This is a genomic window from Streptomyces tuirus, from assembly GCF_014701095.1.
In the GTDB taxonomy this organism is placed as follows: domain Bacteria; phylum Actinomycetota; class Actinomycetes; order Streptomycetales; family Streptomycetaceae; genus Streptomyces; species Streptomyces tuirus.
On the sequence record NZ_AP023439.1, the window covers coordinates 6,809,557 to 6,836,471 of the forward strand.

21 protein-coding genes and 1 pseudogene are annotated in these 26,915 nt (G+C 71.8%); 16 read left to right on the forward strand and 6 right to left on the reverse strand.

Going from position 1 to position 26,915, the window contains the following annotated elements; genetic code table 11:
- Window positions 1–78: 78 nt before the first annotated feature.
- Genes IGS69_RS30885 through IGS69_RS30900 form a run of 4 tightly spaced genes read left to right on the forward strand, consistent with a single transcriptional unit; the run spans window position 79 to window position 3,257 of the window.
- Entirely contained in the window at window positions 79–1,080 is a 1,002-nt protein-coding gene (locus IGS69_RS30885) for an amidohydrolase family protein (protein WP_190903748.1), read from the forward strand.
- 1 nt (window position 1,081) lies between these two features.
- Window positions 1,082–1,864, forward strand: coding sequence for a metal-sulfur cluster assembly factor (locus IGS69_RS30890; RefSeq protein WP_190903749.1), 783 nt, complete (start codon window positions 1,082–1,084; stop codon window positions 1,862–1,864).
- Window positions 1,861–2,886 (forward strand): NAD(P)-dependent alcohol dehydrogenase, encoded by a 1,026-nt coding sequence (locus IGS69_RS30895; RefSeq protein WP_190903750.1) that lies wholly within the window; start codon window positions 1,861–1,863, stop codon window positions 2,884–2,886. Before IGS69_RS30890 ends, IGS69_RS30895 begins: the two co-directional genes overlap by 4 nt.
- 38 nt (window positions 2,887–2,924) lie before the next feature.
- The gene (locus tag IGS69_RS30900; protein ID WP_190903751.1) at window positions 2,925–3,257 is read left to right on the forward strand and encodes a putative quinol monooxygenase; all 333 of its coding nucleotides are present in this window, start codon (window positions 2,925–2,927) and stop codon (window positions 3,255–3,257) included.
- A gap of 341 nt (window positions 3,258–3,598) precedes the next feature.
- On the opposite strand, the gene IGS69_RS30905 is transcribed toward IGS69_RS30900, so the two are convergent.
- Window positions 3,599–3,736 (reverse strand): hypothetical protein, encoded by a 138-nt coding sequence (locus IGS69_RS30905; RefSeq protein WP_190903752.1) that lies wholly within the window; start codon window positions 3,734–3,736, stop codon window positions 3,599–3,601.
- A gap of 226 nt (window positions 3,737–3,962) precedes the next feature.
- On the opposite strand from IGS69_RS30905, the gene panD reads away from it, so the two are divergent.
- Both panD and IGS69_RS30915 read left to right on the forward strand, forming a co-directional pair.
- Entirely contained in the window at window positions 3,963–4,382 is a 420-nt protein-coding gene (gene panD, locus IGS69_RS30910) for an aspartate 1-decarboxylase (protein ID WP_031107941.1), read from the forward strand.
- Window positions 4,383–4,420: 38 nt separating this feature from the next.
- Entirely contained in the window at window positions 4,421–4,774 is a 354-nt protein-coding gene (locus tag IGS69_RS30915; RefSeq protein WP_190903753.1) for a GNAT family N-acetyltransferase, read from the forward strand.
- Window positions 4,775–5,349: 575 nt separating this feature from the next.
- Here the strand turns inward: IGS69_RS30915 and gndA are convergent.
- The gene (gndA, locus tag IGS69_RS30920; RefSeq protein ID WP_190903754.1) at window positions 5,350–6,789 is read right to left on the reverse strand and encodes an NADP-dependent phosphogluconate dehydrogenase; all 1,440 of its coding nucleotides are present in this window, start codon (window positions 6,787–6,789) and stop codon (window positions 5,350–5,352) included.
- 350 nt (window positions 6,790–7,139) lie between these two features.
- On the opposite strand from gndA, the gene IGS69_RS30925 reads away from it, so the two are divergent.
- Entirely contained in the window at window positions 7,140–8,351 is a 1,212-nt protein-coding gene (locus IGS69_RS30925; protein WP_190903755.1) for a transglycosylase family protein, read from the forward strand.
- A 735-nt stretch (window positions 8,352–9,086) separates the two neighbouring features.
- Here the strand turns inward: IGS69_RS30925 and IGS69_RS35275 are convergent.
- Window positions 9,087–9,909, reverse strand: a pseudogene (locus IGS69_RS35275) (DMT family transporter); the annotation flags it as partial.
- 210 nt (window positions 9,910–10,119) lie between these two features.
- Here IGS69_RS35275 and IGS69_RS30935 point away from each other — a divergent pair.
- The 8 genes from IGS69_RS30935 (at window position 10,120) to IGS69_RS30970 (ending at window position 20,430) form a co-directional block, all read left to right on the forward strand.
- Window positions 10,120–10,875: a (2Fe-2S)-binding protein gene (locus IGS69_RS30935; protein ID WP_190903757.1), complete on the forward strand. Its 756-nt coding sequence runs from the start codon at window positions 10,120–10,122 to the stop codon at window positions 10,873–10,875.
- A gap of 39 nt (window positions 10,876–10,914) precedes the next feature.
- On the forward strand, window positions 10,915–12,066 hold the full coding sequence (gene glgA / locus IGS69_RS30940) for a glycogen synthase (RefSeq protein WP_190903758.1): 1,152 nt from the start codon (window positions 10,915–10,917) through the stop codon (window positions 12,064–12,066).
- A gap of 51 nt (window positions 12,067–12,117) precedes the next feature.
- Window positions 12,118–13,338: a glucose-1-phosphate adenylyltransferase gene (glgC, locus tag IGS69_RS30945; protein WP_190903759.1), complete on the forward strand. Its 1,221-nt coding sequence runs from the start codon at window positions 12,118–12,120 to the stop codon at window positions 13,336–13,338.
- A 101-nt stretch (window positions 13,339–13,439) separates the two neighbouring features.
- Complete coding sequence (locus IGS69_RS30950) at window positions 13,440–16,043, forward strand: PA14 domain-containing protein (protein ID WP_190903760.1); 2,604 nt, start codon at window positions 13,440–13,442, stop codon at window positions 16,041–16,043.
- A 159-nt stretch (window positions 16,044–16,202) separates the two neighbouring features.
- Window positions 16,203–17,546: a wax ester/triacylglycerol synthase family O-acyltransferase gene (locus IGS69_RS30955; RefSeq protein ID WP_190903761.1), complete on the forward strand. Its 1,344-nt coding sequence runs from the start codon at window positions 16,203–16,205 to the stop codon at window positions 17,544–17,546.
- A 104-nt stretch (window positions 17,547–17,650) separates the two neighbouring features.
- Window positions 17,651–19,153: an SDR family NAD(P)-dependent oxidoreductase gene (locus tag IGS69_RS30960; protein ID WP_190903762.1), complete on the forward strand. Its 1,503-nt coding sequence runs from the start codon at window positions 17,651–17,653 to the stop codon at window positions 19,151–19,153.
- A gap of 564 nt (window positions 19,154–19,717) precedes the next feature.
- Window positions 19,718–19,891 (forward strand): hypothetical protein, encoded by a 174-nt coding sequence (locus IGS69_RS30965; protein ID WP_167526749.1) that lies wholly within the window; start codon window positions 19,718–19,720, stop codon window positions 19,889–19,891.
- 56 nt (window positions 19,892–19,947) lie between these two features.
- Window positions 19,948–20,430, forward strand: a complete 483-nt coding sequence (locus IGS69_RS30970; protein ID WP_190903763.1) for a GNAT family N-acetyltransferase — start codon at window positions 19,948–19,950, stop codon at window positions 20,428–20,430.
- Window positions 20,431–20,451: 21 nt separating this feature from the next.
- On the opposite strand, the gene IGS69_RS30975 is transcribed toward IGS69_RS30970, so the two are convergent.
- The 3 genes from IGS69_RS30975 to IGS69_RS30985 form a co-directional block, all read right to left on the reverse strand.
- A complete protein-coding gene (locus IGS69_RS30975) occupies window positions 20,452–20,871 on the reverse strand; it encodes a VOC family protein (RefSeq protein WP_190903764.1) in 420 nt (139 codons plus the stop codon).
- A gap of 239 nt (window positions 20,872–21,110) precedes the next feature.
- A complete protein-coding gene (locus IGS69_RS30980; RefSeq protein WP_190903765.1) occupies window positions 21,111–22,454 on the reverse strand; it encodes an amidase in 1,344 nt (447 codons plus the stop codon).
- 121 nt (window positions 22,455–22,575) lie between these two features.
- Window positions 22,576–23,622 carry an alpha/beta hydrolase family protein gene (locus IGS69_RS30985; RefSeq protein WP_190903766.1) on the reverse strand — a complete coding sequence of 349 codons (1,047 nt, stop codon included), beginning with the start codon at window positions 23,620–23,622 and terminating at the stop codon, window positions 22,576–22,578.
- Window positions 23,623–23,886: 264 nt separating this feature from the next.
- Here IGS69_RS30985 and IGS69_RS30990 point away from each other — a divergent pair, with 264 nt between their 5' ends.
- Window positions 23,887–26,895, forward strand: coding sequence for an alpha-mannosidase (locus tag IGS69_RS30990; RefSeq protein WP_190903767.1), 3,009 nt, complete (start codon window positions 23,887–23,889; stop codon window positions 26,893–26,895).
- Window positions 26,896–26,915: the final 20 nt, after the last annotated feature.

Here is a 26,915-nt window from a genome sequence, read left to right on the forward strand (position 1 = left end):
GTACGGGCCTGCCCCCTCGCCGCGACCCGGCCTAACGTCGCTCTCCGAAACACGGTCGTCACCGGGACGGAGACCGACATGTACGCCAAGGACGGCGAGAACTACTTCATCGTGGACGCGCACGTCGCACTGTGGGACGCGCGCCCCTCGAACCAGCTGAACATCCACGGCAAGCAGTTCATCGACTGCTTCTACGACTATCACCGCAACCTCAGCCCGCAAGCCGAGCTGTGGCCGTACGAGGACTTCCTCTACTACGGCGGTCGGCGCCTGATGAAGGACCTCTTCGACGACGGCCACGTCGACCATGCGATCTTCCAGCCCGCCCATCTCGGAGCGTTTTTCGAAAGCGGCTTCGGCCAGGCCGAAGAAGCCTTCGCACTGGCGCAGCAGCACCCCGACCGGTTGACCTACAACCACTGCTGGGACCCACGTCTCGAGCAGAAGGGGATCGAACAGCTCCGCCGGGACGCGGCACGGTTCGGACTCAAGGGCGCCAAGCTGTACACCGCGGAATGGCACGGCGACTCACGCGGCTACAAGCTCGACGACCCGTGGTCGTACCGGTACCTGGAGGCAGCCCAGGAACTGGGCATCAAGAACATCCACATCCACAAGGGTCCGACGATCCGGCCGCTCGACAGGGACGCGTTCGACGTCGCGGATGTCGACAAGGCCGCGAGCGACTTCCCGGAGCTGAACTTCGTCGTCGAGCACTGCGGACTGCCCCGCCTCGAGGACTTCTGCTGGATAGCCACGCAGGAACCGAACGTGCACGCCGGTCTCGCGGTCGCCATGCCCTTCATCCACCGCCGCCCCCGGTACTTCGCACAGATCCTCGGCGAGCTCCTGTTCTGGCTCGACGAGAACCGCATCCAGTTCTCCAGCGACTACGCGCTGTGGACTCCCCGCTGGCTGATCGAGAGGTTCGTCGACTTCCAGATCCCCGAGGACATGCAGGGGGAGTACCCGCCGATCACCGTGGAACAGAAGAAGAAGATCCTCGGGCTGAACGCGGCGGCCCTGTACGACATCCCGGTCCCCGCCGAACACGCCCTGGCACAGCCGGCGGGGGTGTGAGATGGCGGCGCATGCCCCGGCGCGCGAGAAACGTGCCGCGACACTGGAGGAGCGGGCCCGGCTGGCGCTCGACGGGGTCCTCGATCCTGAGCTGGACGAACCGATCACGGACCTTGGTTTCGTGCGGTCCATCGAGGCCGACGGCGATCACCGGCTGACCGTGCACCTGCGGCTGCCGACCTCGTTCTGCGCGCCGAACTTCGCCTACCTCATGGCGTCCGACGCGAAAGACGTCCTGACGGCCCTCCCCGGCGTCGGCGCGGTCACGGTGCTGCTCGACGACCATCACGACTCGGACCTGATCAACCGCGGACTGGCCGCGGACGCCGGCTACCGCGGGACCTTCGGAGCCGAGGCGGAGAAGGACCTCGAGGAACTGCGGCTGATCTTCCGCCGCAAAGCCCACGCCGCCGCCATGGAACGCGCGCTCGCCGCGCTGCTGCGGCAGGACACCTCACTCACCGAGGAAGGACTGCACGCCATCGTGCTCGGCGATCTCCCGGGCACCGAAGCGACACACGCACTGCTGCAACGCCGCGAGGCCCTGGGGCTCGGCACATCACCATCCGACCCCGCCATGGTCGACGACCATGGACTGCCCTACCCGGCGGGCGAGATCCCGTTGCGGCTGCGTTTCGCCCGGTCGGTCCGCCTGTCGATCGACGGCAACGCGCACTTCTGCCGTGCCCTTCTGCGCACCCGCTACCCGGACGCCGCCCCGGACCAGTCGCCCCGCCAGGAAGACAGCACTCTCATCACCCCCGAAAAGGAGCACACCCCGTGAAGGCAGTCCAGGTCGTCGGATACGACCGCAACCTCGAGCTGGCAGACGTACCGGCTCCCTCGGTCACCGGCCCGTACGACGTGATCGTGAAGATCGGCGGGGCCGGCGTCTGCCGTACCGATCTGCACATCCTCGAGGGCCAGTGGGCCGAGAAGTCGGGCGTCACGCTGCCGTACACGATCGGGCACGAGAACGCCGGCTGGGTGCAGGCAGTGGGCAGTGCCGTCACCAACGTCGCCGAGGGCGACAAGGTCATCGTCCACCCGCTGATCACCTGCGGGCTGTGCCGGGCGTGTCGCTCGGGCGACGACGTGCACTGCGAGCAGAGCCTCTTCCCTGGCATCGACACCGCCGGCGGTTACGCCGAGTATCTCAAGACCTCCGCCCGCAGCGTCGTCCGTATCGACGACTCCCTGGAACCCGCTGACGTCGCGGCGCTGGCCGACGCCGGTCTCACCGCCTACCACGCCGTGGCCAAGGCGGCCCGCCGTCTCCGCCCGGGCGACCGGTGCGTGGTCATCGGCGCGGGCGGACTCGGACACATCGGCGTGCAGGTCCTCAAGGCACTCACCGCCGCCGAGATCGTAGTCGTCGACCGCAATCCCGACGCGTTGAAGCTGGCCCTCTCGATCGGAGCGGACCACGGCGTCATGAGCCGCGGCGATCAGGTCGAGGAGGTCCTCGCCCTCACCGGCGGGCGCGGAGCCGAAGCCGTGATCGACTTCGTCGGCGAGGGCGGCGCCACGCGCGACGGCGTGCGCATGCTGCGGCGGGCGGGCGACTACCACGTGGTCGGCTACGGCGAGAACATCGACGTACCCACCATCGACATCATCTCCGCCGAAATCAACTTCATCGGAAACCTCGTCGGGTCTTACAACGACCTGTGCGAACTGATGGTGCTCGCAGCCCGGGGCAAGGTACGGCTGCACACCACCCCATACCCCCTTGACCGCTTTCAGGACGCCCTGGACGACCTCGACGCCGGACGGGTACGGGGACGGGCAATTCTCGTGCCCTGAACGGATCGCCGACTGATAGGCCCTCAGGGAGACGCGCCTTGATCTTCATCACCGCCAAGTTCCACGTTCTGCCCGAATCCGCCGACACCTGGCCGGACATCACCCGCGAGTTCACCCGTGCCACCCGCGGCGAGCCCGGATGCCTGTGGTTCGACTGGTCCCGCAGTACCGAGGACTCCACGGTCTACGTGCTGGTCGAAGCCTTCCGGGACGACGAGGCCGGCCTGGCCCACGTCACCTCTGACCACTTCACCAAGGCACGGAGCACCCTGCCGCCCCACCTCATACGGACCCCGGAGATCGTCAACGTCACCGTTCCGCAGGAGGGTTGGTCACTGCTCGGGGAAATGGCCGTTCCGGTACGAGACTGAGAGGGGACTGCCTGCCTGGCAGGCAGTCCCGTTCCCGGCAGCGCCCCCACTCCGCCTCGCGGATCCGCAGGTTGTCGTTCCAGGCTCCACCCCCGCGACCTGAGGGCGAGGCAACGCGTCCGTGCTGACTTCGCCGGGGCGCCGCGAGCCCCCCGGCGGGGTCTGTCCAGTCAACTCGCCCGTGTGGTCCGCGCTGCTCGCTGTCGGGAGGCGGGCGCCTCGCCGGGATGCTCCCGGGCCCGACAAGTCTGAGGAAGGACAGCGCCGTCGGTCGGAGTGCGGATCAGGAGGCCGCGAAAGCATCCCGGCACGGCATCCTGGCGCGTCCATCGCTGTGCGGGTCAAGAGGCCTGGGACATCCGGTACTTCACATACTCGTTGTCCGTGGGGCAGATGACGCCGTCGACCTGGCCGCCCCGGGCCGCGATCGCCATCTGCAACGCCGCGCTGACCAGCGCGGCGTCGTGCCGCACACCCACCGCATCAGCATCGGTCCTCGCGCATTCCGAGACCGGTGTTCGAACAGATGGCTGGTCGGCGGCGGTACAACAACCCGGTTCATGTGGAAGCGCAGGTGGGGGAGCCTTCTCGTCAGCGCGAAGCGATGTTCCTCACAATCATCGACTCCGACGCGTGCCCATGTACAGTGAAGACCGCCCTTGACCTGCACAAAGCAGGCAGGGAGCCGCCTTACAGGAGTTGAAAATGCTGCGCACCATGTTCAAGTCCAAGATCCATCGAGCCACCGTCACCCAGGCCGACCTGCACTACGTGGGATCCGTGACCATCGACGCCGACCTGCTCGACGCCGCCGATCTGCTGCCCGGCGAGCTCGTGCACATCGTGGACATCACCAACGGCGCCCGGCTGGAGACGTACGTCATCGAGGGCGAACGCGGATCCGGCGTGATCGGGATCAACGGGGCCGCCGCCCATCTCGTCCACCCCGGCGATCTGGTGATCATCATCAGCTACGCCCAGGTGACGGACGCCGAGGCGCGGGCACTCACTCCCCGGGTCGTGCACGTGGACCGCGACAACCGGATCGTGGCCCTGGGCGCGGACCCGTCCGAGCCGGTGCCCGGCTCGGACCAGCAGCGCAGCCCGCAGGCCGCCGGCGCCTGACCGCGAACAGCGGGCGCGAACAGAGGAGGAGCGTGTCGATGAGCGACCCGGAGATCCGTGACGACCGGGCGGCAGGCCGGCTGGAGGCCGTGGCCGACGGCGAAGTCGTCGGCCGCATCGAGTACTTCGTGCTCGAAAGCCCCGAGCGGGCGCTCGTTCCCGTCCACACGATCGTCGAGCCTGCCCACGAGGGCAAGGGCATCGCCGGTTCGCTCGCGCGCGAGCTCTTCGCCCTCGCCCGCCGCGAGCACAGCGCGGTCGTCTCGCTCTGTCCCTACGTCACCCGGTGGATCGAACGCCACCCCGACGAGGCCTCGCCGGCCCGCCAGGACCGCCAGGACCTGGTGGCGGCGGCGAAGGACTGGCTGAGGGCCCACCCCGGCAGCTTCTGAACGGCCGATCCCGCCGCTTGCGAACGGTCCAACCTGGCTGCTTGCGTACGGCCCGCCCTGGCCGTTTCCGAACAGCCCACCCCCGGCCGCTTCCGAACCGGGTCACCTCCGTCACGCGCACCACCCGGACACCCAGCCCCCTACCCCCACCTGGTCCCTCCCGGTCCCGCCGGGGAGTGACTGCCGAGGCGGCGGCCGGGTAGGCGGGGGAGTAGTCCAGAGCCGGAGTCGTCCCCACTGGCTGGAGGACCTGATGACGAACCCGATTCCCGACCCCGTGCCGCCGGCGCCGACACCGGGCCCGGATCCCCAGCGCCCGGAGCCGCACCCGGTGCCGGACCCAGACCCCCCGCCGGGCCCGGAGCCGACCCCGCCCCCACCGGCGCCCACTCCACCGGCGCCCCCGGCTCCCGGACCCGTGCCGGGCCCCGACCCGTCCCCGATCCCTCCAGGGCCCGAGCCCGTACCGAACCCGGAACCGGGTCCGCCTTTGTCCTGACCCCGGCAAGCAAATGGGGCGGTGGACGGCATCCCATGCCGTCCACCGCCCCGCTCACGTCCCCAGGCGGCAGCCCTTACGCGGGGGTCTCCGACCGGTCCCCGCCCCACAGCGTGTGGAACGACCCCTCACGGTCCACCCTGCGGTACGTGTGCGCACCGAAGTAGTCCCGCTGCCCCTGCGTCAGCGCCGCCGGCAGCCGCTCCGCGCGCAGGGCGTCGTAGTAGGCGAGGGCCGCGGCGAAGCCGGGCGTCGGCACACCCTGGCGGGTCGCGGCGACCAGCACCTCGCGCCAGTCGTCCTGGGCGTCCGCGATCTCCTGCGCGAACGTCGCGTCCGACAGCAGGCTCGGCAGGTCGGGCCGCGTGTCGTACGCGGCGCGGATCCGGTCCAGGAACGCCGCGCGGATGATGCAGCCGCCCCGCCACAGCGCGGACACCGCACCGAGGTCGATGTCCCAGCCGTACTCGTCGCGGGCCGCGTCGATCTCGTGGAAGCCCTGCGTGTACGACACGATCTTCGACGCGTACAGGGCCTGCTCCACCCGGTCCGCGAACGCCCGGGCCTCCGCCTCGCTCAGCGGCTGCGCCTTCGGGCCGGCCAGGCCGCGCGAGGCGTCCCGCAGGGCCGCGTGGCCCGACAGGGAGCGCGCGAACACCGCCTCGGCGATGCCGGACACCGGCACGCCCAGGTCCAGCGCGATCTGTACGGTCCAGCGGCCGGTGCCCTTCTGCTCGGCCTGGTCGACCACCACGTCGACGAACGGCTTGCCCGTCTCCGCGTCCACGTGCGACAGCACCTCGGCCGTGATCTCGATCAGGTACGAGTCGAGTCGGCCCCGGTTCCAGGTGCGGAAGATCTCCGCGATCTCGGCGGGGGAGTACCCGGCGACGTCCCGCAGCAGCTGGTACGCCTCGCCGATCAGCTGCATGTCCGCGTACTCGATGCCGTTGTGCACCATCTTCACGAAGTGCCCGGCACCGTCCGGACCGACGTGGGAGACGCACGGCGAGTTGTCGGCGGCCTTCGCCGAGATCTTCTCCAGCATCGGGCCGAGCGAGTCGTAGGACTCCTTCGGGCCGCCCGGCATGATGCTCGGGCCGTTCAGAGCGCCCTCCTCGCCGCCGGAGACGCCCATGCCGACGAAGTGGATGCCCTGCTCGCGCAGGTCGCGCTCGCGGCGCCGGGTGTCAGCGAAGTGCGCGTTGCCACCGTCGATGATCATGTCGCCGGGCTCCAGCAGCGGCGCGAACTCCTGGATCACCGCGTCCGTCGGCTCACCGGCCTTCACCATCACGACCAGGCGCCGCGGCCGCTCCAGCGCGGCCACGAAGTCCTTCGCGCTCTCGCACGCGACGAACTCCCCCTCGCCGCCGAACTCGTCCACCAGGGCGTGCATGCGCGCGGGCGTCCGGTTGTGCACCGCGACCGTGTAGCCGTTGCGGGCGAAGTTGCGGGCGAGGTTGCGGCCCATGACCGCGAGACCCGTGACGCCGATCTGCGCTGTACTGCTCATTCGGTTCGCTCCTAAAGACCTCGGTAACGGTGCTGCCGGTGGGCGGTGCCCTCGGGCATCTGCCGCGACCATCCTGACGTGCCGCTACATCGTCCGCACGCGCGGGTCGCACGACGTGGCGCAGGCTGATACGGACGAGAGCCCCGTCGCGCTCAGCCGATGTACGCGTCCCCGCGCACGGCGCACCCGCGCACCGTGTGACGTCCACGGTGCACCACCGTGGCGCACGTCGCGCAACAGGCGCCCCATACCGGCCATTTGGGCTCCCGGGCGGCCGATACGCGTCTTGTTCTGGCCGGTTCGCAGCGCTTACTTTTGCCCCTCCTGACGCATGTCTAGGGGGGCTTTCGATGGCCGTACGCGGCCGGCACCGCCGGTATCAGCCGAACAGGATCAACCGCGCCTCGCTCACCGTCACGGCGGGCGGCGCGGGCATGGCACTGCCGTTCATGGGCACCGGCGCCGCCCAGGCGGCGGACATGGACACCTGGAACAAGGTCGCCGCCTGCGAGTCCACCAGCAACTGGAGCATCAACACCGGCAACGGCTTCTACGGCGGACTGCAGTTCACCCAGTCCACCTGGGAGGCCTACGGCGGCCGGGCCTACGCGGCCCGGGCGGACCTGGCGAGCAAGGACCAGCAGATCGCCGTCGCGGAGAAGGTCCTCGACGGGCAGGGCCCCGGTGCCTGGCCGGTCTGCTCGGTACGGGCCGGACTGACCCGGGGCGGCGGCGAGCCCGACACCCGGCCGGCCGCCGAGCGCACGAAGAAGAAGGACACGAAGAAGCAGACCTCGATCGAGGACGTACGGCCGCAGTCCACGCCCCAGTCGCGGGCGGGCAAGGCCGAGATGTACACCGTGGTCCACGGCGACACCCTCTCCGGCATCGCGGACGACCAGGACGTCCGGGGCGGCTGGCGGGGGCTGTACGCGGCCAACCGCTCGGCCATAGGGGCCGACCCCGATCTCATCGTGCCCGGCCAGCGCCTCGCGCTGCGCGGCGAGGGCGCCACGAAGACGCGGCCCGCGCACCGGCCGGCGCCGTCGGCGAAGCCCTCGGTGAAGAAGCCGGTCCAGGACGGCGCCAAGGAGCGGCCGAAGGAGCGGTCCCAGGACGAGGGCACAGAGCGCGCCGGCCGGTCCACGGCCACCCGGCAGGGCCTGGTCGCCCCCGTCGGCGCCTCCCTCGGGACGCCGTACCGCAAGGCGGGCTCCTCCTGGTCGAAGGGCTACCACACTGGCATCGACTTCCCCGTGCCCACGGGGACATCGGTCAAGTCGGTCGCGGCGGGCAGCGTCGTCAGCGCGGGATGGGGCGGCTCGTTCGGCTACCAGGTCGTGGTCCGGCACGCCGACGGCCGCTACAGCCAGTACGCCCATCTGTCGGCGATCTCCGTGCGGGACGGGCAGTCCGTGAGCGCCGGCCAGCGCATCGGCCGCTCGGGCTCCACCGGCAACAGCTCGGGCCCGCATCTGCACTTCGAGGTGCGGACGGGGCCCGGTTTCGGTTCGGACGTCGACCCGGTGGCGTACCTACGGGCCGGCGGCGTCAGGATCTGATCCGCGTGCGGTGCCGGGCGACCGTGGGCAACGGGACGTACGGGATGCCGTAGTAGGGCACGTAGGGGAGCGGGCGTTCGTCGTCGGAGGCCGCCACCGCCGACGGCTCCCCGCTCTCGTACGAGGCATCCGCCACGGAAGCCACCACCGCTGCCGCCGCGGCAACGGCGTCCGGCCCGGGCACGAGCACCGCGCCCGCCGCGTCCGGCACCCCCGCCGGCATCTCCTGCCCACCCCGCGGCCCGACGACCTCCGACCCGGAGCCCGACACCGCAGCAGCGGCCCCCGGCCCCGGCACGAGCGCAGCCGTGGGGACCAACGGCCCCGAGCCCGGCACCGCAGCAGCGGCCAACGGCTTCGGCACGAGCGCAGCCGCGGGGGCCAACGGCCCCGAATCCGGCACCGCAGCAGCGGTCAACGACCCTGAGCCCGGCACCGCAGCAGAGCTCCCCGGCCCCGGCACAAGCACAGCCGCAGGCGTCCCCAGCCCCGGCACAAGCACAGCCGAAACCGTCCCCGCCCTCTTTCCCGCCGCGAGCACGTCCTCTACGAGCAGGCGCCCACCGGCGGGCAGGACATCGGCTCCGGCAGCGACGCGCTCGGGCCGGCCGTCCACGCCCTCGGGCGCCCCGCCCACCCACGCGGGCACCTCCGCCGAACCGGCACCAGCGGCCTCGGAGGCGAGCACCGACTCAGCCGCCGGCAGGCCCTCCGCGTCCTCGGGCCGCCCGTGCGTGAGCCGCTCCGTCGTCAGCAGGATCAGGCCGCCCGCCGCCACCACACCGCAGCTCAGCGCGAGCGCCGTGCCCGTCGTGCCGTAGCGGAAGGTTTCTCCGAACATCGTGATGCCGACCGCGGCCGCCACCACCGGGTTCACGACCGTCAGCGTCGCCAGCGGGGCCGCGAGGCCGGCACCCCGGTAGGAGGCCTGCGACAGCAGCATGCCGGCCGTGGCGAGGACGCCGATCACGGCGAGGGACGGCACGTCCGCCGCCGACACACCGCCGGTCCAGTCGACCGCGACGGTTTTGGTGAACACCGAGGACATGCCGAACGCGATACCGGAGGCGGTCGCCAGCAGCATGCTGCGGACCGCCGGGTGCCGGTGCGCGGCCCGGGCGGCGATCATCAGCGTCACGACCACACCGGCCGTGACGACGGCGACGGCCACCCGCTCCGCCGCGTTCAGGGACTGCGCGTCGGACGCGGCGACCAGGGACAGCAGACCGGCGAGCCCGACCGTCGCCATGATCGCGCCCCGCCAGGCCGTGGCACCGGCCTTGCGCCCGACGAACAGCGCCGCCATGGGCAGGGCCACCACGATGGTCAGCGCGCCGAGCGGCTGCACCAGACTCAGCGGCCCGTAGGCCAGCGCCACCACGTGCAGCAGCCCACCGAGGCCGTTCAGCGCGACAGCCGCCCACCAGCCCGGCCGCCGCAGCGGCGCGTACTGCTCGCCCGGCGAGGACTCCGCCACCCGCTCCTGCACGATCGCCCCGCCCGCGTAGGCGAACGCGGAGACGAGGGACAGCAGGACGGACAACGCGAGGGCGCTCATCGGCTGGTCCTCTGCGTCAGGCGGGGGCGCTCGGCCCGGCGCGGCGAAAGGTGGGCTTTCATGAACAACACCCTGCCGTGTCCAGGTCTTCCCGTCGTCGTCCCTGAGCACTCATTGGGTCCTACTGCCGATGGAGTACGAGGGGACCCCCGTCATCCCCAGGGTGGGCGAGTCCGGTCGGGGGCCACCGGATCGCATCCCTTAGGGGCCTTGGTAGTACTGCTCTTCGTGGACCTCGACCCCGACCTCGCCGCGCTCCGCCCGCTCGCCGGCTTCTTCGTGCTGCGCACGGAAGGAGCACCGGCCGGGTCTCTTCCCACTCTGGCACAGGCCTACGCACCGGTGGCACCAGATATATCGGCAAATCCCCTGATTTTTCGGGTGCGGAAGGTCGCGACCGCCCTGGGGGCCCCGGAGTTGCGTGTCGCGGCGTCCATCACCCACCAGGGACTCGCGGCCCGGCTCTGGTCGATCGCCCTCGGCTGCGCCGCGCTCTACGGCGGCGTCCCCGACCTCGACGCCCGGCTGCTGCGCTGGGACGCCGACGGCAGCGCCCCCGACGACCTGTGGCTGACGGACGTACGGCCCTGCCCGGGGGACGCTCCGGCCCTCGCGGACGCCGTCCTGCACGGCCACCTCGTCCCGCTGGCGGCGGCCCTGCGCGCCCACCACCGCCTCGCCCCGGGCCTGCTGAGGGGCAATGCCGCCTCCGCGCTGGCCGGCGCCGCGCGGGAACTGGACCGCTGGGCCCGGCGGCACGGCCGTCCGGACGTCGCCGCCCGGGCCCGCTCCCTGACCGCGGAACTCCTCGCCCACCCCCTGCTCACCGGCGCCGGAACCCTCGACGGCACCGCCTTCCGGCGTCGCAGCTGCTGCCTGTACTACCGGGTCCCCGGCGGGGGCGTCTGCGGCGACTGTTGCTTCACACGGCCGCCCCGCTCTTCCCCACGCGCCCCTTCTGGGTGACCATGAAAGGGAACGGCCGCTGAGAGCAGGGGGTTGCGGGTGCGAGTGGGACTGCTGACCCGGGAGTACCCGCCGGATGTCTACGGCGGTGCAGGTGTCCATGTCGAGTTCCTCGCCCGCGAGCTCAGACCGCTCGTCGACCTGGACGTGCACTGCTGGGGCGAGGGCCGTACCGACGGCGTGCGGCGCCACCGCCCCTGGTCCGCGCTCGACGGCGCCAACGACGCGCTGCGCACCTTCTCCGTCGACCTCGCCATGGCCGCCGCCCTGGAGGGCCGCGAGCTGGTCCACTCGCACACCTGGTACGCCAACCTCGGCGGCCACCTCGCCAAGATGCTGTACGGCATCCCGCACGTCATGACCGCGCACTCCCTGGAGCCGCTGCGCCCCTGGAAGGCCGAGCAGCTCGGCGGGGGCTACGAACTGTCCGGCTGGGCCGAACGCACCGCGATCGAGGGCGCCGACGCGGTGGTCGCCGTCTCCGCGGCCATGCGCGAGGACATCCTCGGCTGCTACCCGGGGCTGGATCCCGAGCGGGTCCACGTCGTGCACAACGGCATCGACACCACCCTCTACCGGCCCGACGACGGCACGGACGCCCTGGAGCGGATCGGACTCGACCGCTCCCGTCCCTACGTGCTGTTCGTCGGGCGTATCACCCGGCAGAAGGGCGTGCCCCACCTGCTGCGCGCGGTGCGGGACATCGACCCGGCCGCGCAGGTCGTGCTGTGCGCCGGGGCCCCGGACACGCCGGAGATCGACCAGGAGTTCCGTGAGCTGTTCGGGGAGCTGAGCGCGGTCCGCGACGGCGTGTTCTGGATACCGAAGATGCTGCCGCGGCCGGAGGTGATCCAGCTGCTGACGCATGCCGCCCTGTTCGTCTGCCCCTCGGTGTACGAGCCGCTCGGCATCGTGAACCTGGAGGCGATGGCCTGCGGCACCCCGGTGGTGGCCTCGGCGGTCGGCGGCATCCCCGAGGTCGTGGACGACGGCGCCACCGGGCTGCTGGTTCCGCCCGGCGACGCGTTCGAGGCGGATCTCGCCCGGGCCATGGACACGGTTCTGGCTGATCCGGAGGCCGCCCGGCGGATGGGCGAGGCCGGGCGGGAGCGGGCGGTCGGCGAGTTCGGCTGGAACGCGGTGGCCCGCCGCACGGCGCGGCTCTACGAGGAGATCGTCAAACAGGCTTAGTGCGTCCTGCCCAGGGGCAGGCATCGGGAAATCGGCGTGAGGGGAGCGGCCATGCGTGGTGGTGGTCCTTCGGTCCTGGGGATCGTGCTGGCGGGCGGCGAGGGCAAGCGGCTGATGCCCCTGACCGCCGACCGTGCCAAACCGGCGGTGACCTTCGGCGGTACGTACCGCCTGGTCGACTTCGTCCTGTCCAACCTCGTCAACGGCGGAGTCCTGCGCATCTGCGTCCTGACGCAGTACAAGTCGCACTCGCTGGACCGGCACATCACGACCACCTGGCGGATGTCCAACCTGCTGGGCAACTATGTGACGCCCGTGCCCGCCCAGCAGCGACTCGGCCCGCGCTGGTATCTGGGCAGCGCCGACGCGATCCTGCAGTCGCTCAACCTGATCTACGACGAGCGCCCCGAGTACGTCGTCGTGTTCGGCGCCGACCACGTCTACCGCATGGACCCGCGCCAGATGCTCGACCAGCACATCGAGAGCGGCGCGGGCGTGACGGTCGCCGGGATCCGGGTGCCGCGCACCGAGTCCTCGTCCTTCGGCGTGATCACCCCGGGCTCGGACGGCCAGACGGTGGAGCGCTTCCTGGAGAAACCGTCCGCCCCGCCCGGGCTGGCGGACGACCCCAACCGCGTCTTCGCCTCCATGGGCAACTACATCTTCACCACCAAGGCCCTCATCGAGGCGCTCCGGCGGGACGCCGAGGAGGAGTCCTCCGTGCACGACATGGGCGGCTCGATCCTGCCCCAGCTCACCGACCGGGGCGATGCCGCGCTGTACGACTTCAGCACCAACCACGTGCCCGGCGAGACCTCCCGCGACCAGGGCTACTGGCGGGACGTCGGCACGCTGGACGCCTACTACGAGGCCCATATGGACCTGATCGCCGAGCGGCCCGCCTTCAACCTGTACAACCGCAGCTGGCCCATCTACACGCACTCGTACCAGCTCTCGCCGGCGCGCTTCAACGCCGGCGGCATCGCCAGCGAGTCGATCATCAGCGCCGGCTGCCTGGTGCGCGGACAGGTCACGCGGTCCGTGCTGTCGCCGGGTGTGGTGGTCGACCCGGGGGCGGTGGTGCAGGGTTCGGTGCTGCACGACAACGTGCACATCGGCCGGGGCGCGGTGGTGCGCGGCGCCGTTCTCGACAAGAACGTCGAGGTGCCGCCGGGCGCGACCATCGGCGTCAACCCGGAGCGGGACGCGGAGCTGTACACGGTGTCCAAGGCCGGGGTCATCGCCCTCGGGAAGGGGCAGTTGGTCACCTGACGCGGGACCGGCCCCGGGACTTTGTCCTGGCTCTGGACGAAGAGCGGAATCCATGGTGCCATGCAACCTCCTGTACATGACAACGTTGGCATGGAGGTTCCGTGCGTCCCCGACGCCCCAGAAACCGCCTCGCGTTACTGCTCTCCGCGCTCCTCGCCGTCACCGCCCTGGCCGCGGCACCCGCCCCGGCGGACGACCCCGCCGAGATCCACGGCCTCAAGGGCGAGTACTACACCCATTCCGCCCCCGGCGCCTTCGACTTCCACACCCTCAAGGCGACCACGTTCGACCAGGACCTCGACTTCGACAACCTGGAGCCGCGCCTGAACTTCACCACCGGACGCTCCGACGACGTCAGCGTCCGCTGGACCGGCAAGATCGTCCCGGAGGCGACCGGCTCTCACACCTTCTCGATCACCGGCGACAACGGCTTCCGCCTCTGGATCGACGGACGGCTCGTCATCGACCACTGGGTCGACGACTGGGACCGCGAGCAGACGTCCCAGCCCGTCGACCTGACCGCCGGCCGGGCCCACGACATCAAGGTCGAGTACTTCGAGCACTACGGCGGCTCCAACCTCCACCTGCGCTGGACCCGGCCGGGGGCCGCCAAGGAGCCCGTCCCGCAGTCGGCGTTCCGCCTCCCGGACGGCTTCGACTACGACGGAGCCCTCGCGGCCACCGTCCAGGCCGGCGGCCGCACTCTGAAGCTCGACTTCGCCCAGCCTCTCGCCGCACCCCCGGCGGGCTTCACCGACCACCTCGACGCCGTGATCGGCGGCGCCACCTGGCCCCTGGGCGCGGCCCGGCTCGACCCGTCCGACCCGACCGCCCTCCTCGTCGCGCTCGACGAGCCGGTCGTCGGCAACAAGACCGGCACGGCCCGCGGCACGGCCGACCTCCGCTACGACGGCGAAGGCGGCCTCTCCGACACCGAAGGCAACGTTGTCAACGCCTTCTGGACCAGCGGTCCGAACCACTCGACCCACCAGCTGCGCACCCGCTGGGCCGACGAGGTGGGCCCGGGCAACGCCCACCCCGAGTACCCGCGCCCGCAGCTGACCCGGGGCGCCTGGCAGGGGCTCAACGGCCGCTGGCAGTTCGCCGCCGCCGAGGAGGGCGACCAGCCGCCCGTCGGCAAGACGCTGAAGGAGCGCATCCTCGTCCCGTACCCGGTGGAGTCGCAGCTCTCCGGCATCGAGCGGCACGAGGACCGCATGTGGTACCGCCGCACCTTCACGGTCCCCGGCGGCTGGGACATCGGCTCCGGCAAGCGGCTCAAGCTCAACTTCGGCGCCGTCGACTGGCGCGCCGAGGTCTACGTCAACGGCACGAAGGTCGCCGTGCACGAGGGCGGCTACGACAAGTTCAGCGCCGACATCACCGACGCGCTGAAGCCCGGCCGCACCCAGGAACTGATCGTCGGCGTGTACGACCCGACCGACGCGGCGTCCGGCGAGAACCCGCCGCTCGGCAAGCAGCGCCTGGACCCCAGCGGCATCTGGTACACCCCGTCCTCCGGCATCTGGCAGACGGTCTGGATGGAGCCGGTGGCCCGCGACCACGTGGACTCCCTCAAGCTCACTCCGGACGTGGCCGGCGAGAAGCTGACCGTGGAGGCCCGGGGCGTCCGGGACGGCGTACCGATCACGGCGACGGCGTACGACGGCCGGCGCAAGGTGGCCACGGCGAGCGGCCGCACCGGCCGGCCGCTGACCCTGACCGTCCACGACCCGCACCTGTGGTCACCCGACGACCCCTTCCTCTACCGCCTGGAGGTGAGGGCCGGCACCGACCGGGTCGGCAGCTACTTCGGGATGCGCTCGATCGCCGTCGAGAAGGTGAACGGCGTGCCGCGCACGGTCCTCAACGGCAAGCCGGTGTTCATGATGGCCACCCTCGACCAGGGCTTCTGGCCGGACGGCCTGCACACCGCACCCACCGACGAGGCGCTCGCGTACGACCTGAAGGCGCACAAGGAACTCGGCTTCAACTCCGTCCGCAAGCACATCAAGGTCGAGCCGGACCGCTGGTTCTACTGGGCCGACCGGCTCGGGCTGCTGGTGTGGCAGGACATGCCCGCGATGACGGCCGGGGTGAACCCGAGTGCCGCCTCCCGGGCGCGCTACGAGCGTGAGATGAAGGAGATGATCGACGAGCACGTCAGCAGTCCGTCGGTCGTCATGTGGGTGACCTTCAACGAGGGCTGGGGCCAGTACGACGTGGGCCGGGTGGCCGAGCAGGCCAAGGCCTGGGACCCGACCCGGCTGGTCAACAACCAGTCCGGGCTGAACCTCGGTGCCGACGGCGGCACCGGCGACGTCATGGACGAGCACGGCTACCCCAGCCCCGCCCTGCCGCCCCGGCCGGACGGCGAGCGCGCCCTGGTCAGCGGCGAGTACGGGGGCCTGGGCCTCGCGGTGCCCGGCCACGCCTGGTCGGTGCAGCAGTCCTACGTCGACGTCGACCCCGCCACCTACACCGAGGACTATCTGACGAAACTGGACGAGGTCCGGGCGCTGGTCTGCAAGGGGAGCAACGGGGCCGTGTACACCCAGATCACGGACGTCGAGGGTGAGCTCAACGGCTTCCTCACCTATGACCGCGCGGTGCTGAAACCCGACACGGCGAAGCTGAGGGCGGCGCACGAGACGTTGATCCGTGACGCCTCCCGGGTGACTCCCACGGGGTGCCCGGCGGCGTAACCTGTGCTGAACTGACGGCACATGCACCATAAGTCCCGCCCCTTTCGCCGGGGCGGGACTTAATCTGGTGTTAACTGTACGTAGCCTGTTCGTACTTGACCGTAATCGGCTGGGAGCGGTTGACTGCTGACCCACCCGTCGTCGACGCGAGGCAAGGCCTTGACTGCTGATCTGCTCGCTCCTCTCGACCTGGCGTTCTGGAACATCGAGTCCGCCGAACACCCGATGCACCTCGGCGCGCTCGGGATCTTCTCGGCCCACTCGCCCGCCGCGGGCGCCCACGCGGCGGACCTGCTCGCCTCCCGGGCCGCCGGTGTGCCGGGACTGCGGATGCGTATCCGCGACGTGTGGCAGCCGCTGCCCTCCGCCCTGCGCCGCCCGCTCGCCTTCGGTGGTGCCGCCCGCGAGGCGGACCCGGACTTCGACCCCCTGAACCATGTGCGGCTGCACGCCCCGACCGCCGACTTCCACACGGTCGCGGGACGCCTCATGGAACGCCCCCTGGAGCGCGACCGGCCGCCCTGGGAGGCCCACGTCCTGCCCGGCGAGGACGGCGTCTGCTTCGCCGTCCTGTTCAAGTTCCACCACGCCCTGGCCGACGGGCTGCGGGCGCTGACCCTCGCCGCGGGCGTCATGGACCCCATGGACATGCCCGCACCCCGGCCCCGCCCCGCCGCGGCCCCCCGCGGTCTGGTGCCGGACGTGCGGGACCTGCCCGGGCTGATGCGCGGCGCCCTGTCCGACATGGGCCGCGCCCTGGACATCGGCGCCTCCGTCGCCCGCTCCTCCCTCGACGTGCGCTCCACCCCCGCGCTCACCTGCGAGCCGAGCGGCACCCGCCGTACCGCCGGAGTGGTGCTCGACCTCGACGACGTGCACCGCGTCCGCAAGACCGTCGGCGGCACCGTCAACGACGTCCTCATCGCGGTCGTCGCGGGCGCCCTGCGCCGCTGGCTCGACGAGCGCGGCGACGGCAGCGAGGGCGTCGCGCCCCGGGCCCTGATCCCCGTCTCCAAGCGCCGCCCGCGCACCGCGTACCCGCAGGGCAACCGGCTCTCCGGGTACTTGATGCGGCTCCCGGTGGACGATCCGGACCCGCTGGCCCGACTGGCCTCGGTGCGGGACGCGATGGACCGCAACAAGGACGCAGGCCCCAACCGGGGCGCGGGCGCCGTCGCCCTGCTCGCCGACCACGTCCCCGCCTTCGCCCACCGGCTCGGCGGCCCGCTGGTCGGCCAGGCGGCCCGGCTCTGGTTCGACGTCCTGGTGACCAGCGTGCCGTTGCCCAGCCTGGGCCTGAAGCTCGGCGGACACCCGCTCACCGCCGTCTTCCCCTTCGCCCCGCTGGCCCCCGGCCACTCCCTGGCCGTCGCGGTCTCGACGTACCGGGGGAGCGTCCACTACGGCCTCGTCGCCGACGGCGAGGCCGTCCCCGACCTCGACCTGTTCGCCGCGGCCGTCTCCCAGGAGGTGGCGACGCTGATCAAGGCCTGCCGGTCGTGATCAAGGCGACTTTGGCGGTGCGGCCCGACGCTCCGTAGAATTCGCCCTTCGAATGCGGGCGCGACCGGCGCGCCGCGACGGCAGAGCAGGGAACGACAGCGGCGATGACGGTGACAGAGGACGGCCCGCAGGCCATGGACGGGACCGGCGGGCTCTCGTACGGACCCGGCATCGACCCGGAGCGCCTGGCCGTCTGCCTCGGTGTGCTCGAGGAGCTCGACAAGCTGGAGGTCGACCACCCGGACGCCATCGCCGTGCGCCGGGCCACCGCGGGCGTCTACCGCACGGTCAAGCAGCGCCGCCGCCAGGAGCGCCGGGCCGCCAAGACCGCCCACGACAAGGCGGTCACGGAGGCCACGGCCACCGGCTCCGCCCAGCGCATCGACGACGAGACCGAGGGCCTGCTGCCGTCCTCGGCCACCGAGGAGGGCAGGATCGCGGGGATACTCCAGCGCCCGCGCTCCTGCTACACCTGCAAGTCCCGGTACGTGGAAGTCGACTACTTCTACCACCAGCTCTGTCCGGACTGCGCCCGCGTGAACCGCGAGAAGCGCGACGTCCGCGCCGACCTCACCGGCAAGCGCGCCCTGCTCACCGGCGGCCGGGCCAAGATCGGCATGTACATCGCGCTCCGGCTGCTCCGCGACGGCGCGCACACCACGGTCACCACCCGCTTCCCCAAGGACGCCATCCGCCGCTTCAAGGCCATGGACGACTCCGCGGACTGGATGCACCGCCTGGAGGTCGTCGGCATCGACCTGCGCGACCCCGCCCAGGCCGTGGCCCTGGCCGACCAGGTCGCCGAGGCGGGACCGCTCGACATCCTCGTCAACAACGCGACCCAGACCGTGCGGCGCCTGCCCTCCGCCTACGCCGCACTGGTCGAGGGCGAGAGCGCTCCGCTGCCCGCCGGTGAGCTGCCCGCCCACCACGTCATCGGCGCCTTCAACTCCGGCGCGGTCGACGGCATCGCGGCGCTGCCGCTGGGCGCCAGCGGCCTCGACGCCCAGAAGGTCGCCGACCTCGCCCTCGTCGCGGGCAACGCCAGCGTCGAACGGCACCTGGACGGCACCGCGATCGACGCCGGCGGCCTCGTGCCCGACGTGGTCGACTCCAACACCTGGGTGCAGACGATCGAGCAGATCTCGCCGGTGGAGCTGCTGGAGACGCAGCTGTGCAACTACACGGCGCCGTTCATCCTGATCAGCAAGTTGCGGCCGGCCATGGCCGAGGCCGCGAAGAAGGCGGAGAGCGGCCGCGCGTATGTCGTGAACGTGTCCGCGATGGAGGGTGTCTTCGGGCGCGGGTACAAGGGCGCGGGACACCCGAACACCAACGCCGCCAAGGCCGCGATGAACATGGTGACGCGGACCAGCGCGCAGGAGATGTTCCAGAGCGACGGCATCCTGATGACCTCGGTGGACACCGGCTGGATCACGGACGAGCGGCCGCACTACGACAAGCTGCGGCTCGCCGAGGCCGGGTTCCACGCCCCGCTCGACCTGGTCGACGGTGCGGCCCGGGTCTACGACCCGATCGTGCGGGGCGAGGCGGGCGAGGACCTGTACGGGGTCTTTCTGAAGGACTACGCCCCGGGCAAGTGGTAGGCGGGGCGCGGGGCGAGCTCCCCGCGCCCTGAGCCGGTCATGCCCGGAGACGGCTGGTGGCTGCCCTTCGGTCCACCGCTCGGAGGCGGGAGTTGCGGGCCGCCGACGGACTGACGCAGGGAGCTGCGCAGCGTCGAGGAGCTGCCGGATCTGCTGAACCCGTGCGGCGGCACCCGGGACATCCCGGTCCGCGCAACCGTCTGGAAAGCGCTGCGCCCGATGTACGCCGTTCGAGTGATTTGCAAAACGGGCTTATGCCTACAAACCCGTACGCAAACCCGAGTTGAACGCCAGATGACGCGTGATTGTTACCGGCTGTTTTCAGCCCCATCGAGCGGGGCTCCGCTCATCTGGTTAGTCTGATGCGGACGGACAGCAGTACGGGGTCCTACCCACACCCACGGTCCGTCATGGGACCAGCCGGTTCACCACGGCCTGCTCTCCCGTGAGTCGACCGGCGCCACCGCGTCCGAACTGCATTTGACATAGAGGCCCGAGCGGGCGTCAGGCGCAGCAGGACCGGCGCGTACGTCCCGAGGGTGACCGACACATAAGGAGTGCGCGGTGACACCGGAGAAGACGAATCGCGATCAACGCCCCAAGGAACGCGGCGAGCGCGCCGGCCGACGGGCCGACGAGCTCGGCAGCCTCGACGTGTGGGCCCGTTCGGCCCCGATCCGCCTCGCGGGCTACGAGGACGACCTCGCAGAGCCCCACATCCTGCCCAGCGTCGACTGACCCGGGGCGGACCCCTCCGCGACCTCCGAGCGCATGGCCGTGCCAGACTCGCGACCATGCTGATCAGGGAAGCAACGGCTGACGACTGGCCTCGCATCTGGCCGTTCTGGCACCGCATCGTCGCCGCGGGCGAGACCTACGCATGGGACCCGGGTACCTCCGAGGAGGAGGCCCGGGTCCTGTGGATGAACCCGGCGAAGCGCGTCTACGTCGTCGAGGACGACAGCGGCGCCGTCGTCGCCTCCGCCTACCTCACCCCCAACTACGGTGGCCCCGCCGCCCGCATCGCCAACGCCGGCTTCATGGTCGACCCCGGCCAGGGCGGCCGCGGCTACGGCCGGGCCCTCGCCGAACACCTCCTGACCGAGGCCCGGGCCGCCGGCTACCGGGGCATGGTCTTCAACGCCGTCGTCGAGACCAACCCCGCCGTGACGTTGTGGACGTCCCTCGGCTTCACGGTCCTCGGCACCGTCCCCGACGCCTTCGACCATCCCCGGCACGGCCCGGTGGGGCTGCACATCATGTACCGGGCGCTGTAGGGGCTGGGGCGGTCGAGGCTCTCAGGGCCGGGCGTACGGCCGGGTCATGATCTCCATGTTGTGGCCGTCCGGGTCGTCGAAGTAGGCGCCGCGACCCCCGAAGAGGTCGTTGACCCGGCCGGGCCGGGTGTGGTCCGGGTCGGCGTAGTAGGTGACGCCGAGCGCCTCCAGGCGGTCGATCATGCCGTCGAACCGCTCGTCGGGCACGAGGAACGCGTAGTGCTGCGACTGGATCGGCTCGGCGGTCATCTCGTAGTAGTCGAGAGTCACGTCGTTGCCCAGGTCGACGGGGAGGAACGGGCCGAAGGGGGCGCCGACCTCCAGCCCCAGGACCGCCGCCAGGAACTCCGCCGACAATTGGCGGTCGGAGGCGTAGACGGCGGTGTGGTTGAGATGGGCGATGGTCGTCGGAAGGTCGGTGGCGTGCCGGGTGTCGGACATGCGTGGGTTCGTCTCCGGGTCTCGGGATCCGTGGTGAAGCGCCGCTGAGCGGCGCGAGATCCGTGGTGAAGCGCCGCTGAGGGGCGCGGGGATGGGGACACGGAGAACGGAGGCGGGGCGCGTGCCCTCTCCGGCTCTCGGGCGGGCCCGGGCGGGGTCACCCCCGCCGCGCTCACTCCGAGGCCGGGCGCCTCACTCGTGCATGGCCTACGGCCGACCCGGCAGTCACCCGGCCGACCCTAGTCCATCGGCGCCGTCCGCTGCCACGGGTTTCGCTCCTCCAACTGCCGGGCCAGATCCAGCAGTCGGGACTCGGTGCCGGGCCGGCCCACCAGCTGCACGGCGCAGGGCGCGCCGGAGGGGAGGGTCCCGCACGGGACGGACATGGCGGGCCAGCCGGTGAGGTTCCACGCGGGCGTCAGGGGCGAGTAGTTCGTGTTCGCCAGCACATTGCTCAGCCAGCCGCGCTCGTGCCAGGGGCCGGCCTTCGGGGAGCGGCGGGCGAGCGCGGGCGTGAGCAGCACGTCGTGCTCGGTGAAGAACGGCTCCAGCCTCCGGCGCAGCTGCTCCCGGCTCGCGCCGGAGCTCGCCGTGCGCAGGAAGGGCCGGCCGAGCCGGGCGTGGACGCGGGTGCGCCGGGTCAGCAGCCGGGGGTCCAGGGGCTGGGCGTCCGCGGCGGTGCCCGCCGTCCAGTGGGCCAGGGAGGTGGTGGCGAGCGACAGCGGGTAGGGCGGGTCGGCGCGCCGGACCTGGTGCCCCGCCCGCATCAGCAGTCCGGCCGCGTCCCGGGCGGCCGCCGCGTACGGGCGGCTGATGGTGACGCCCGCCAGGGGGCTGCGCAGCGACACGGCGACCCTGAGGACGCCGGGCTCGGACACGGGAGCGGGCTCGGTGCCCGCGAGGACCGAGAACATCAGGCGGGCGTCCTCGACGGTCGTGGCGAGCGGCCCGTTCTCCGACATGCCGAACCAGGTGCTGTCCCCGTCGCCGGTCGGGACCACCCCCTGCCCCGGCTTGATGGTGACCAGGCCACAGTTGGCGGCCGGTATGCGCAGGGAGCCCATGCCGTCGTTGCCGAGGGCGATCGGCACCATTCCGGCGGCGACGGCGGCCGCGCTGCCGCCCGACGAACCGCCCGCCGAACGCGTGGGGTCCCAGGGGTTGCGGGCGATGCCCAGCACGCCGTCCGTCGTGCCGAAGACGCACAGCTCGGGGACGTTCGTCAGCCCCACGACCACCGCGCCCGCGGCCCGCAGCCGGGCCACCGTCACATGGTCCCGCGGGGCCGGTGTGTCCGGCGTGGCGGCCGAGCCGATCCGCCGGGACTCGCCACGCACGGCGAGGTTGTCCTTGACGGCCACCGGCACCCCGGCCAGGGGCAGTTCGGCGAAGTCGCCGCGCGTCGCCACCTCGTCGGCCTCGGCCAGGGCCGCCTCGGCGCGCACGGTGCGGAAGGCCCCGACCCGGCCGTCGAGCCGCTCGATCCGGGCGAGGTGCTCGGCGACCACCTCGCGGGGCGTGACCCGCTTCTCGCGTACGGCGGCGGATATCTCGGCGGCGGTGCGGCCGGCCCAGGTGGTCACAGCGGCTCCTCGAAGGGGAGAGGGCGGACTTACTGGCGAGTACGTAGAGAGAACTGTGCACCGGTCCGGGGCCGCCCGTCGAGGCCGCCGACCGCTTTCATGCGGGTCGTACGGCGGGTTGTCAGCGCAGGTGGCGTGCGAGGAAGGCTTCGGTGACGTCCATCGAGGCCGCCCACTTCGGCCCGAAGGTGTGCCCTTCGCCGGCGACGGTACGGAGTTCGACGTCCTTGCCGGCCTTCTGGAACACCGTGGCCGCCTCGCGTGACCAGACGAGGGGGCAGGTGTCGTCCGCGGTGCCGTGCTGGATCAGCAGAGGTTCGGACACACGGCCGGCGTGGGTGAGCGGGGAGACGCCGCGCCAGAACGCCGGGTTCTCCTCGGGCGTTCCGTGCTTCTCCTCGATCTCGGCGACGAGGGGGTCGCCGTCGGGGCGCTGGAAGTGGTCGATGTTCTCCTCCGGGCGTGCGCTGACCGGGGCGTATGCCACCGCCGCGTCGAACAGACCGGGCGCCACGACCAGCGTGTTGTAGACGACCCCGCCGCCCATCGACCGCCCGAACAGCCCGATGCGGTCGCCGTCGATCTCGGGGCGCCCGGAGTCGCGCAGGGCCAGGGCGGCACCGATGACGTCCTCGGTGTAGCCGAGGCGCAGGTTCACGTCGTTGTCCGGGTCCTGGTCGGAGCGGGCGTGGTTGCGGTAGTCGGTGTGCAGGACGACATAGCCGCTGCGGGCCAGCCGGTCCTGCTCACGCGGCATGCCCTGGCCGCTGAAGTAGACGTCCGGGTCGATGTAGCCGTGCGCCAGCACCAGCGCGGGGAAGGGCCCCTCGCCCTCCGGGATGTTCATGATCCCCGAGATCGTCAGGCCGTTCGCCTCGTAGGTGACGGCGTACCGGGTGTAGGCGGAGGTGCGGTCGAGCACCTCGCCGAGGCGCAGACCGGAGCCCGTGTGCTCGCGCTGCATCAGGGCCTGGAGGGAGACGGGGTCGGCCGGGGTGGGGGAGGGGGAGGGCACGGTGCGGGGGCTCTCTCCGGCGGCCCTCTCAGCGGTGGCGCCGGCAGGCGTCGGGGACGTCGCGGGCGCGGCATCCTCCGCACCGCCGGTGCAGCCCGTCGCGATGGCCAGCAGCAGTCCGGCGGCCGCGCAGGCGGTGCCCCGAAGCCGCATGGGGTCAAGTGTGACCCCGCCGGGGTACGGGACGGAAGCCGGCGCGGGCTGTGTCTGTACGGCCCCGCCTGGGCGTGCCCGTGCGGCCCTGCCTGCCTCGGGGTGGGCTAGGGCATGTCCGTGCAGCCCCGCCTGCCTCGGGGTGGGCTAGGGGGAGCGGGCCGCACGGTTCGGACTGCGTGCCGTGGGGGAGCTCTACACCTCGTCGGCCCCCGTCACCCTGACCCACCCCTGGTAACCACCCCCCTCTAGGGAGCACTCCGCATGCATGACGACCGCAGCCTGGTCGAAGCCCGCCTCAAGCGCGTCCTCGACGAGCGTGTCCGCCCCGCCGTGTACCCCGAGTCCGTGCCGCTGGACGTCGCGGTGTGGCACGCGCCCGACGAGCCGGTGCCGGTCGCCGAGGGACTCGCCGCCGAGCCCGAGCCGATCGAGGTGGGCGCCCGGTGGGGTGCTCCCTGGGGCACCAGCTGGTTCCGCGTCACCGGCACCGTCCCCGAGGCCTGGGCCGGGCGGACCGTCGAGGCGATCCTCGACCTCGGCTTCGACGAGAACATGCCCGGCTTCCAGTGCGAAGGCCTGGTCTACCGGCCCGACGGCACCCCGGTGAAGGGCCTCAACCCGCGCAACCAGTGGGTCCGCGTCGGCGCCCCCGTCGAGGGCGGGGAGCGGGTGCGGCTGCACATTGAGGCCGCCTCCAACCCCGTCATCCTCGACTACCACCCCTTCCTTCCCACGCGGCTCGGCGACAAGGAGACCGCGGGCAGCGAACCGCAGTACACCCTCGCCCGCATGGATCTCGCCGTGTTCGACGAAACCGTGTGGCAGCTCGTGATCGACCTGGAGGTGCTCGGCGAACTGATGGCCGAGCTGCCCGTGGAGTCCGCGCGCCGCTGGGACATCCTCCGGGCGGTCGACAAGGCGCTCGACGCGCTGGACCTCCAGGACGTCAACGGCACGGCGGACCGGGCCCGTTCGCGCCTCACCGAGGTCCTCGCCACCCCCGCCGCGCCCTCCGCCCACCGGATCAGCGCCGTCGGGCACGCGCACATCGACTCGGCGTGGCTCTGGCCGCTGCGCGAGACCGTGCGCAAGGTGGCCCGGACGACCTCCAACATGACCGCGCTCCTCGACGACGAGCCCGACTTCGTCTTCGCCATGTCCCAGGCACAGCAGTGGGCGTGGGTGCGCGACCACCGGCCCGAAGTGTGGGCCCGGGTGAAGAAGGCCGTGGCCGACGGGCGGTTCGTGCCGGCCGGCGGCATGTGGGTGGAGTCCGACACCAACATGCCCGGCTCGGAGGCGATGGCCCGCCAGTTCGTGCACGGCAAGCGGTTCTTCCTCGACGAGTTCGGCATCGAGAACGACGAGGCCTGGCTGCCCGACACCTTCGGCTTCGCCGCCGGACTGCCGCAGATCATCAAGGCGGCGGGCTCCAAGTACCTGCTCACCCAGAAGATCAGCTGGTCACGGACGAACACGTTCCCGCACCACACCTTCCGGTGGGAGGGCATCGACGGCACACGGATCTTCACCCACTTCCCGCCCGTCGACACCTACAACTGCTCCATGAAGGGCAGCGAGATCGCGCACGCGGTCCGCAACTTCAAGGACAAGGGCGTCGCCCGCCACTCCCTCGCCCCCACCGGCTGGGGTGACGGAGGCGGGGGCACGACCCGCGAGATGGTCGCCAAGGCGGCCCGACTGCGCGACCTCGAAGGCTCGGCGACGGTGACCTGGGAGACCCCGCAGGCCTTCTTCGAGAAGGCCGTGGCCGAGTATCCCGAACCGCCGGTGTGGGTAGGTGAGTTGTACCTCGAACTGCACCGCGCCACCCTCACCAGCCAGGCCAGGACCAAGCAGGGCAACCGCCGCAGCGAGCACCTGCTCCGGGAGGCCGAGCTCTGGGCGGCCACGGCGGCCGTACGCACCGGCTTCCCCTACCCGTACGAGGACCTGGACCGCATCTGGAAGACGGTCCTGCTGCACCAGTTCCACGACATCCTGCCCGGCTCGTCCATCGCCTGGGTGCACCGGGAGGCCCGGCGGACGTACGAGCGGGTCGCCGAGGAACTGGACCGGATCATCGAGTCGGCCCAGCGCTCCCTGGCCGGCCAGGGCGACACCCCGCTCGTCTTCAACGCCGCCCCGCACACCCGCGCCGGCGTCCCGGCGGGCGGTGCGCGCACCCCGGCCGAGCGGCACCGCACAGTCCTCTCCGACCGCCCCGGCGGCGGGTACGTCCTGGACAACGGCGTCCTGCGCGTCGAGATCGACGCCCGGGGGCTCGTGCCGTCGGCCTACGACATCGAGGCCGACCGCGAGACCGTCGCCCCGGGCCGCGCCGCGAACCTCCTCCAACTGCACCCCGACTTCCCGAACATGTGGGACGCCTGGGACGTCGACGAGTTCTACCGCAACACGGTCACCGACCTGACCGCCGCGGACGAGGTCGCCCCGGACGGCGACGGCGTGCGGGTCGTCCGGACCTTCGGCGCCTCCCGCGTCACCCAGGTGCTGTCCCTCCCGCCGGGGGAGCGGCTGCTGGTCGTGGACACGGAGGTCGACTGGCACGAGACCGAGAAGTTCCTCAAGCTGGCCTTCCCGCTCGACGTGCACGCCGAACGGTACGCGTCCGAAACGCAGTTCGGGCACTTCTACCGGCCGACCCACACCAACACGTCCTGGGAGGCAGCCAAGTTCGAGGCGTGCAACCACCGCTTCGTCCACCTGGAGGAACCCGGCTTCGGCGTCGCGATCGTCAACGACTCGACGTACGGCCACGACGTGACACGCACCGTCCACACCGACGGCGGGACGACCACCACCGTCCGTGCCTCGCTGCTGCGCGCCCCGCGCTTCCCCGACCCGGAGACCGACCAGGGCGTCCACCGGTTCCGGCACGCGCTGGTGCCCGGCGCGGGCATCGGGGACGCGGTGCGCGAGGGCTGGCGGATCAATCTGCCGGAACGCCGCTTCACCGGGGCCGCCGACGTGGCGCCGCTCGTGACGTCGGACCAGGACGCGGTGGTCGTCACCGCCGTCAAGCTGGCCGACGACGGCAGCGGTGACGTGGTCGTCCGGTTCCACGAGGCGTTCGGCGGCCGGGCACGCGCCACGCTCACCGCCGGGTTCGACGTCGCCGGCGTCGCGGTGACGGACCTGCTGGAACGCCCGCTCGCCGACGCGGCGGCACCGGAGGTCCGGGACGGGCGGATCGCGCTGCGGCTGCGCCCGTTCGAGCTGGTGACGCTCCGGCTGCGGCGCGCCTAGCGGGCGGCGGGAGACGCAGG

Coding starts and splice junctions, on each gene's coding strand:
- IGS69_RS30885 (WP_190903748.1), top strand. CDS start 79: ATGTACGCCAAGGACGGCGAGAACTACTTCATCGTGGACGCGCACGTC.
- IGS69_RS30890 (WP_190903749.1), top strand. CDS start 1,082: ATGGCGGCGCATGCCCCGGCGCGCGAGAAACGTGCCGCGACACTGGAG.
- panD (WP_031107941.1), top strand. CDS start 3,963: ATGCTGCGCACCATGTTCAAGTCCAAGATCCATCGAGCCACCGTCACC.
- IGS69_RS30915 (WP_190903753.1), top strand. CDS start 4,421: ATGAGCGACCCGGAGATCCGTGACGACCGGGCGGCAGGCCGGCTGGAG.
- gndA (WP_190903754.1), bottom strand. CDS start 6,789: ATGAGCAGTACAGCGCAGATCGGCGTCACGGGTCTCGCGGTCATGGGC.
- IGS69_RS30925 (WP_190903755.1), top strand. CDS start 7,140: ATGGCCGTACGCGGCCGGCACCGCCGGTATCAGCCGAACAGGATCAAC.
- glgC (WP_190903759.1), top strand. CDS start 12,118: ATGCGTGGTGGTGGTCCTTCGGTCCTGGGGATCGTGCTGGCGGGCGGC.
- IGS69_RS30960 (WP_190903762.1), top strand. CDS start 17,651: ATGACGGTGACAGAGGACGGCCCGCAGGCCATGGACGGGACCGGCGGG.
- IGS69_RS30970 (WP_190903763.1), top strand. CDS start 19,948: ATGCTGATCAGGGAAGCAACGGCTGACGACTGGCCTCGCATCTGGCCG.
- IGS69_RS30975 (WP_190903764.1), bottom strand. CDS start 20,871: ATGTCCGACACCCGGCACGCCACCGACCTTCCGACGACCATCGCCCAT.
- IGS69_RS30985 (WP_190903766.1), bottom strand. CDS start 23,622: ATGCGGCTTCGGGGCACCGCCTGCGCGGCCGCCGGACTGCTGCTGGCC.
- IGS69_RS30990 (WP_190903767.1), top strand. CDS start 23,887: ATGCATGACGACCGCAGCCTGGTCGAAGCCCGCCTCAAGCGCGTCCTC.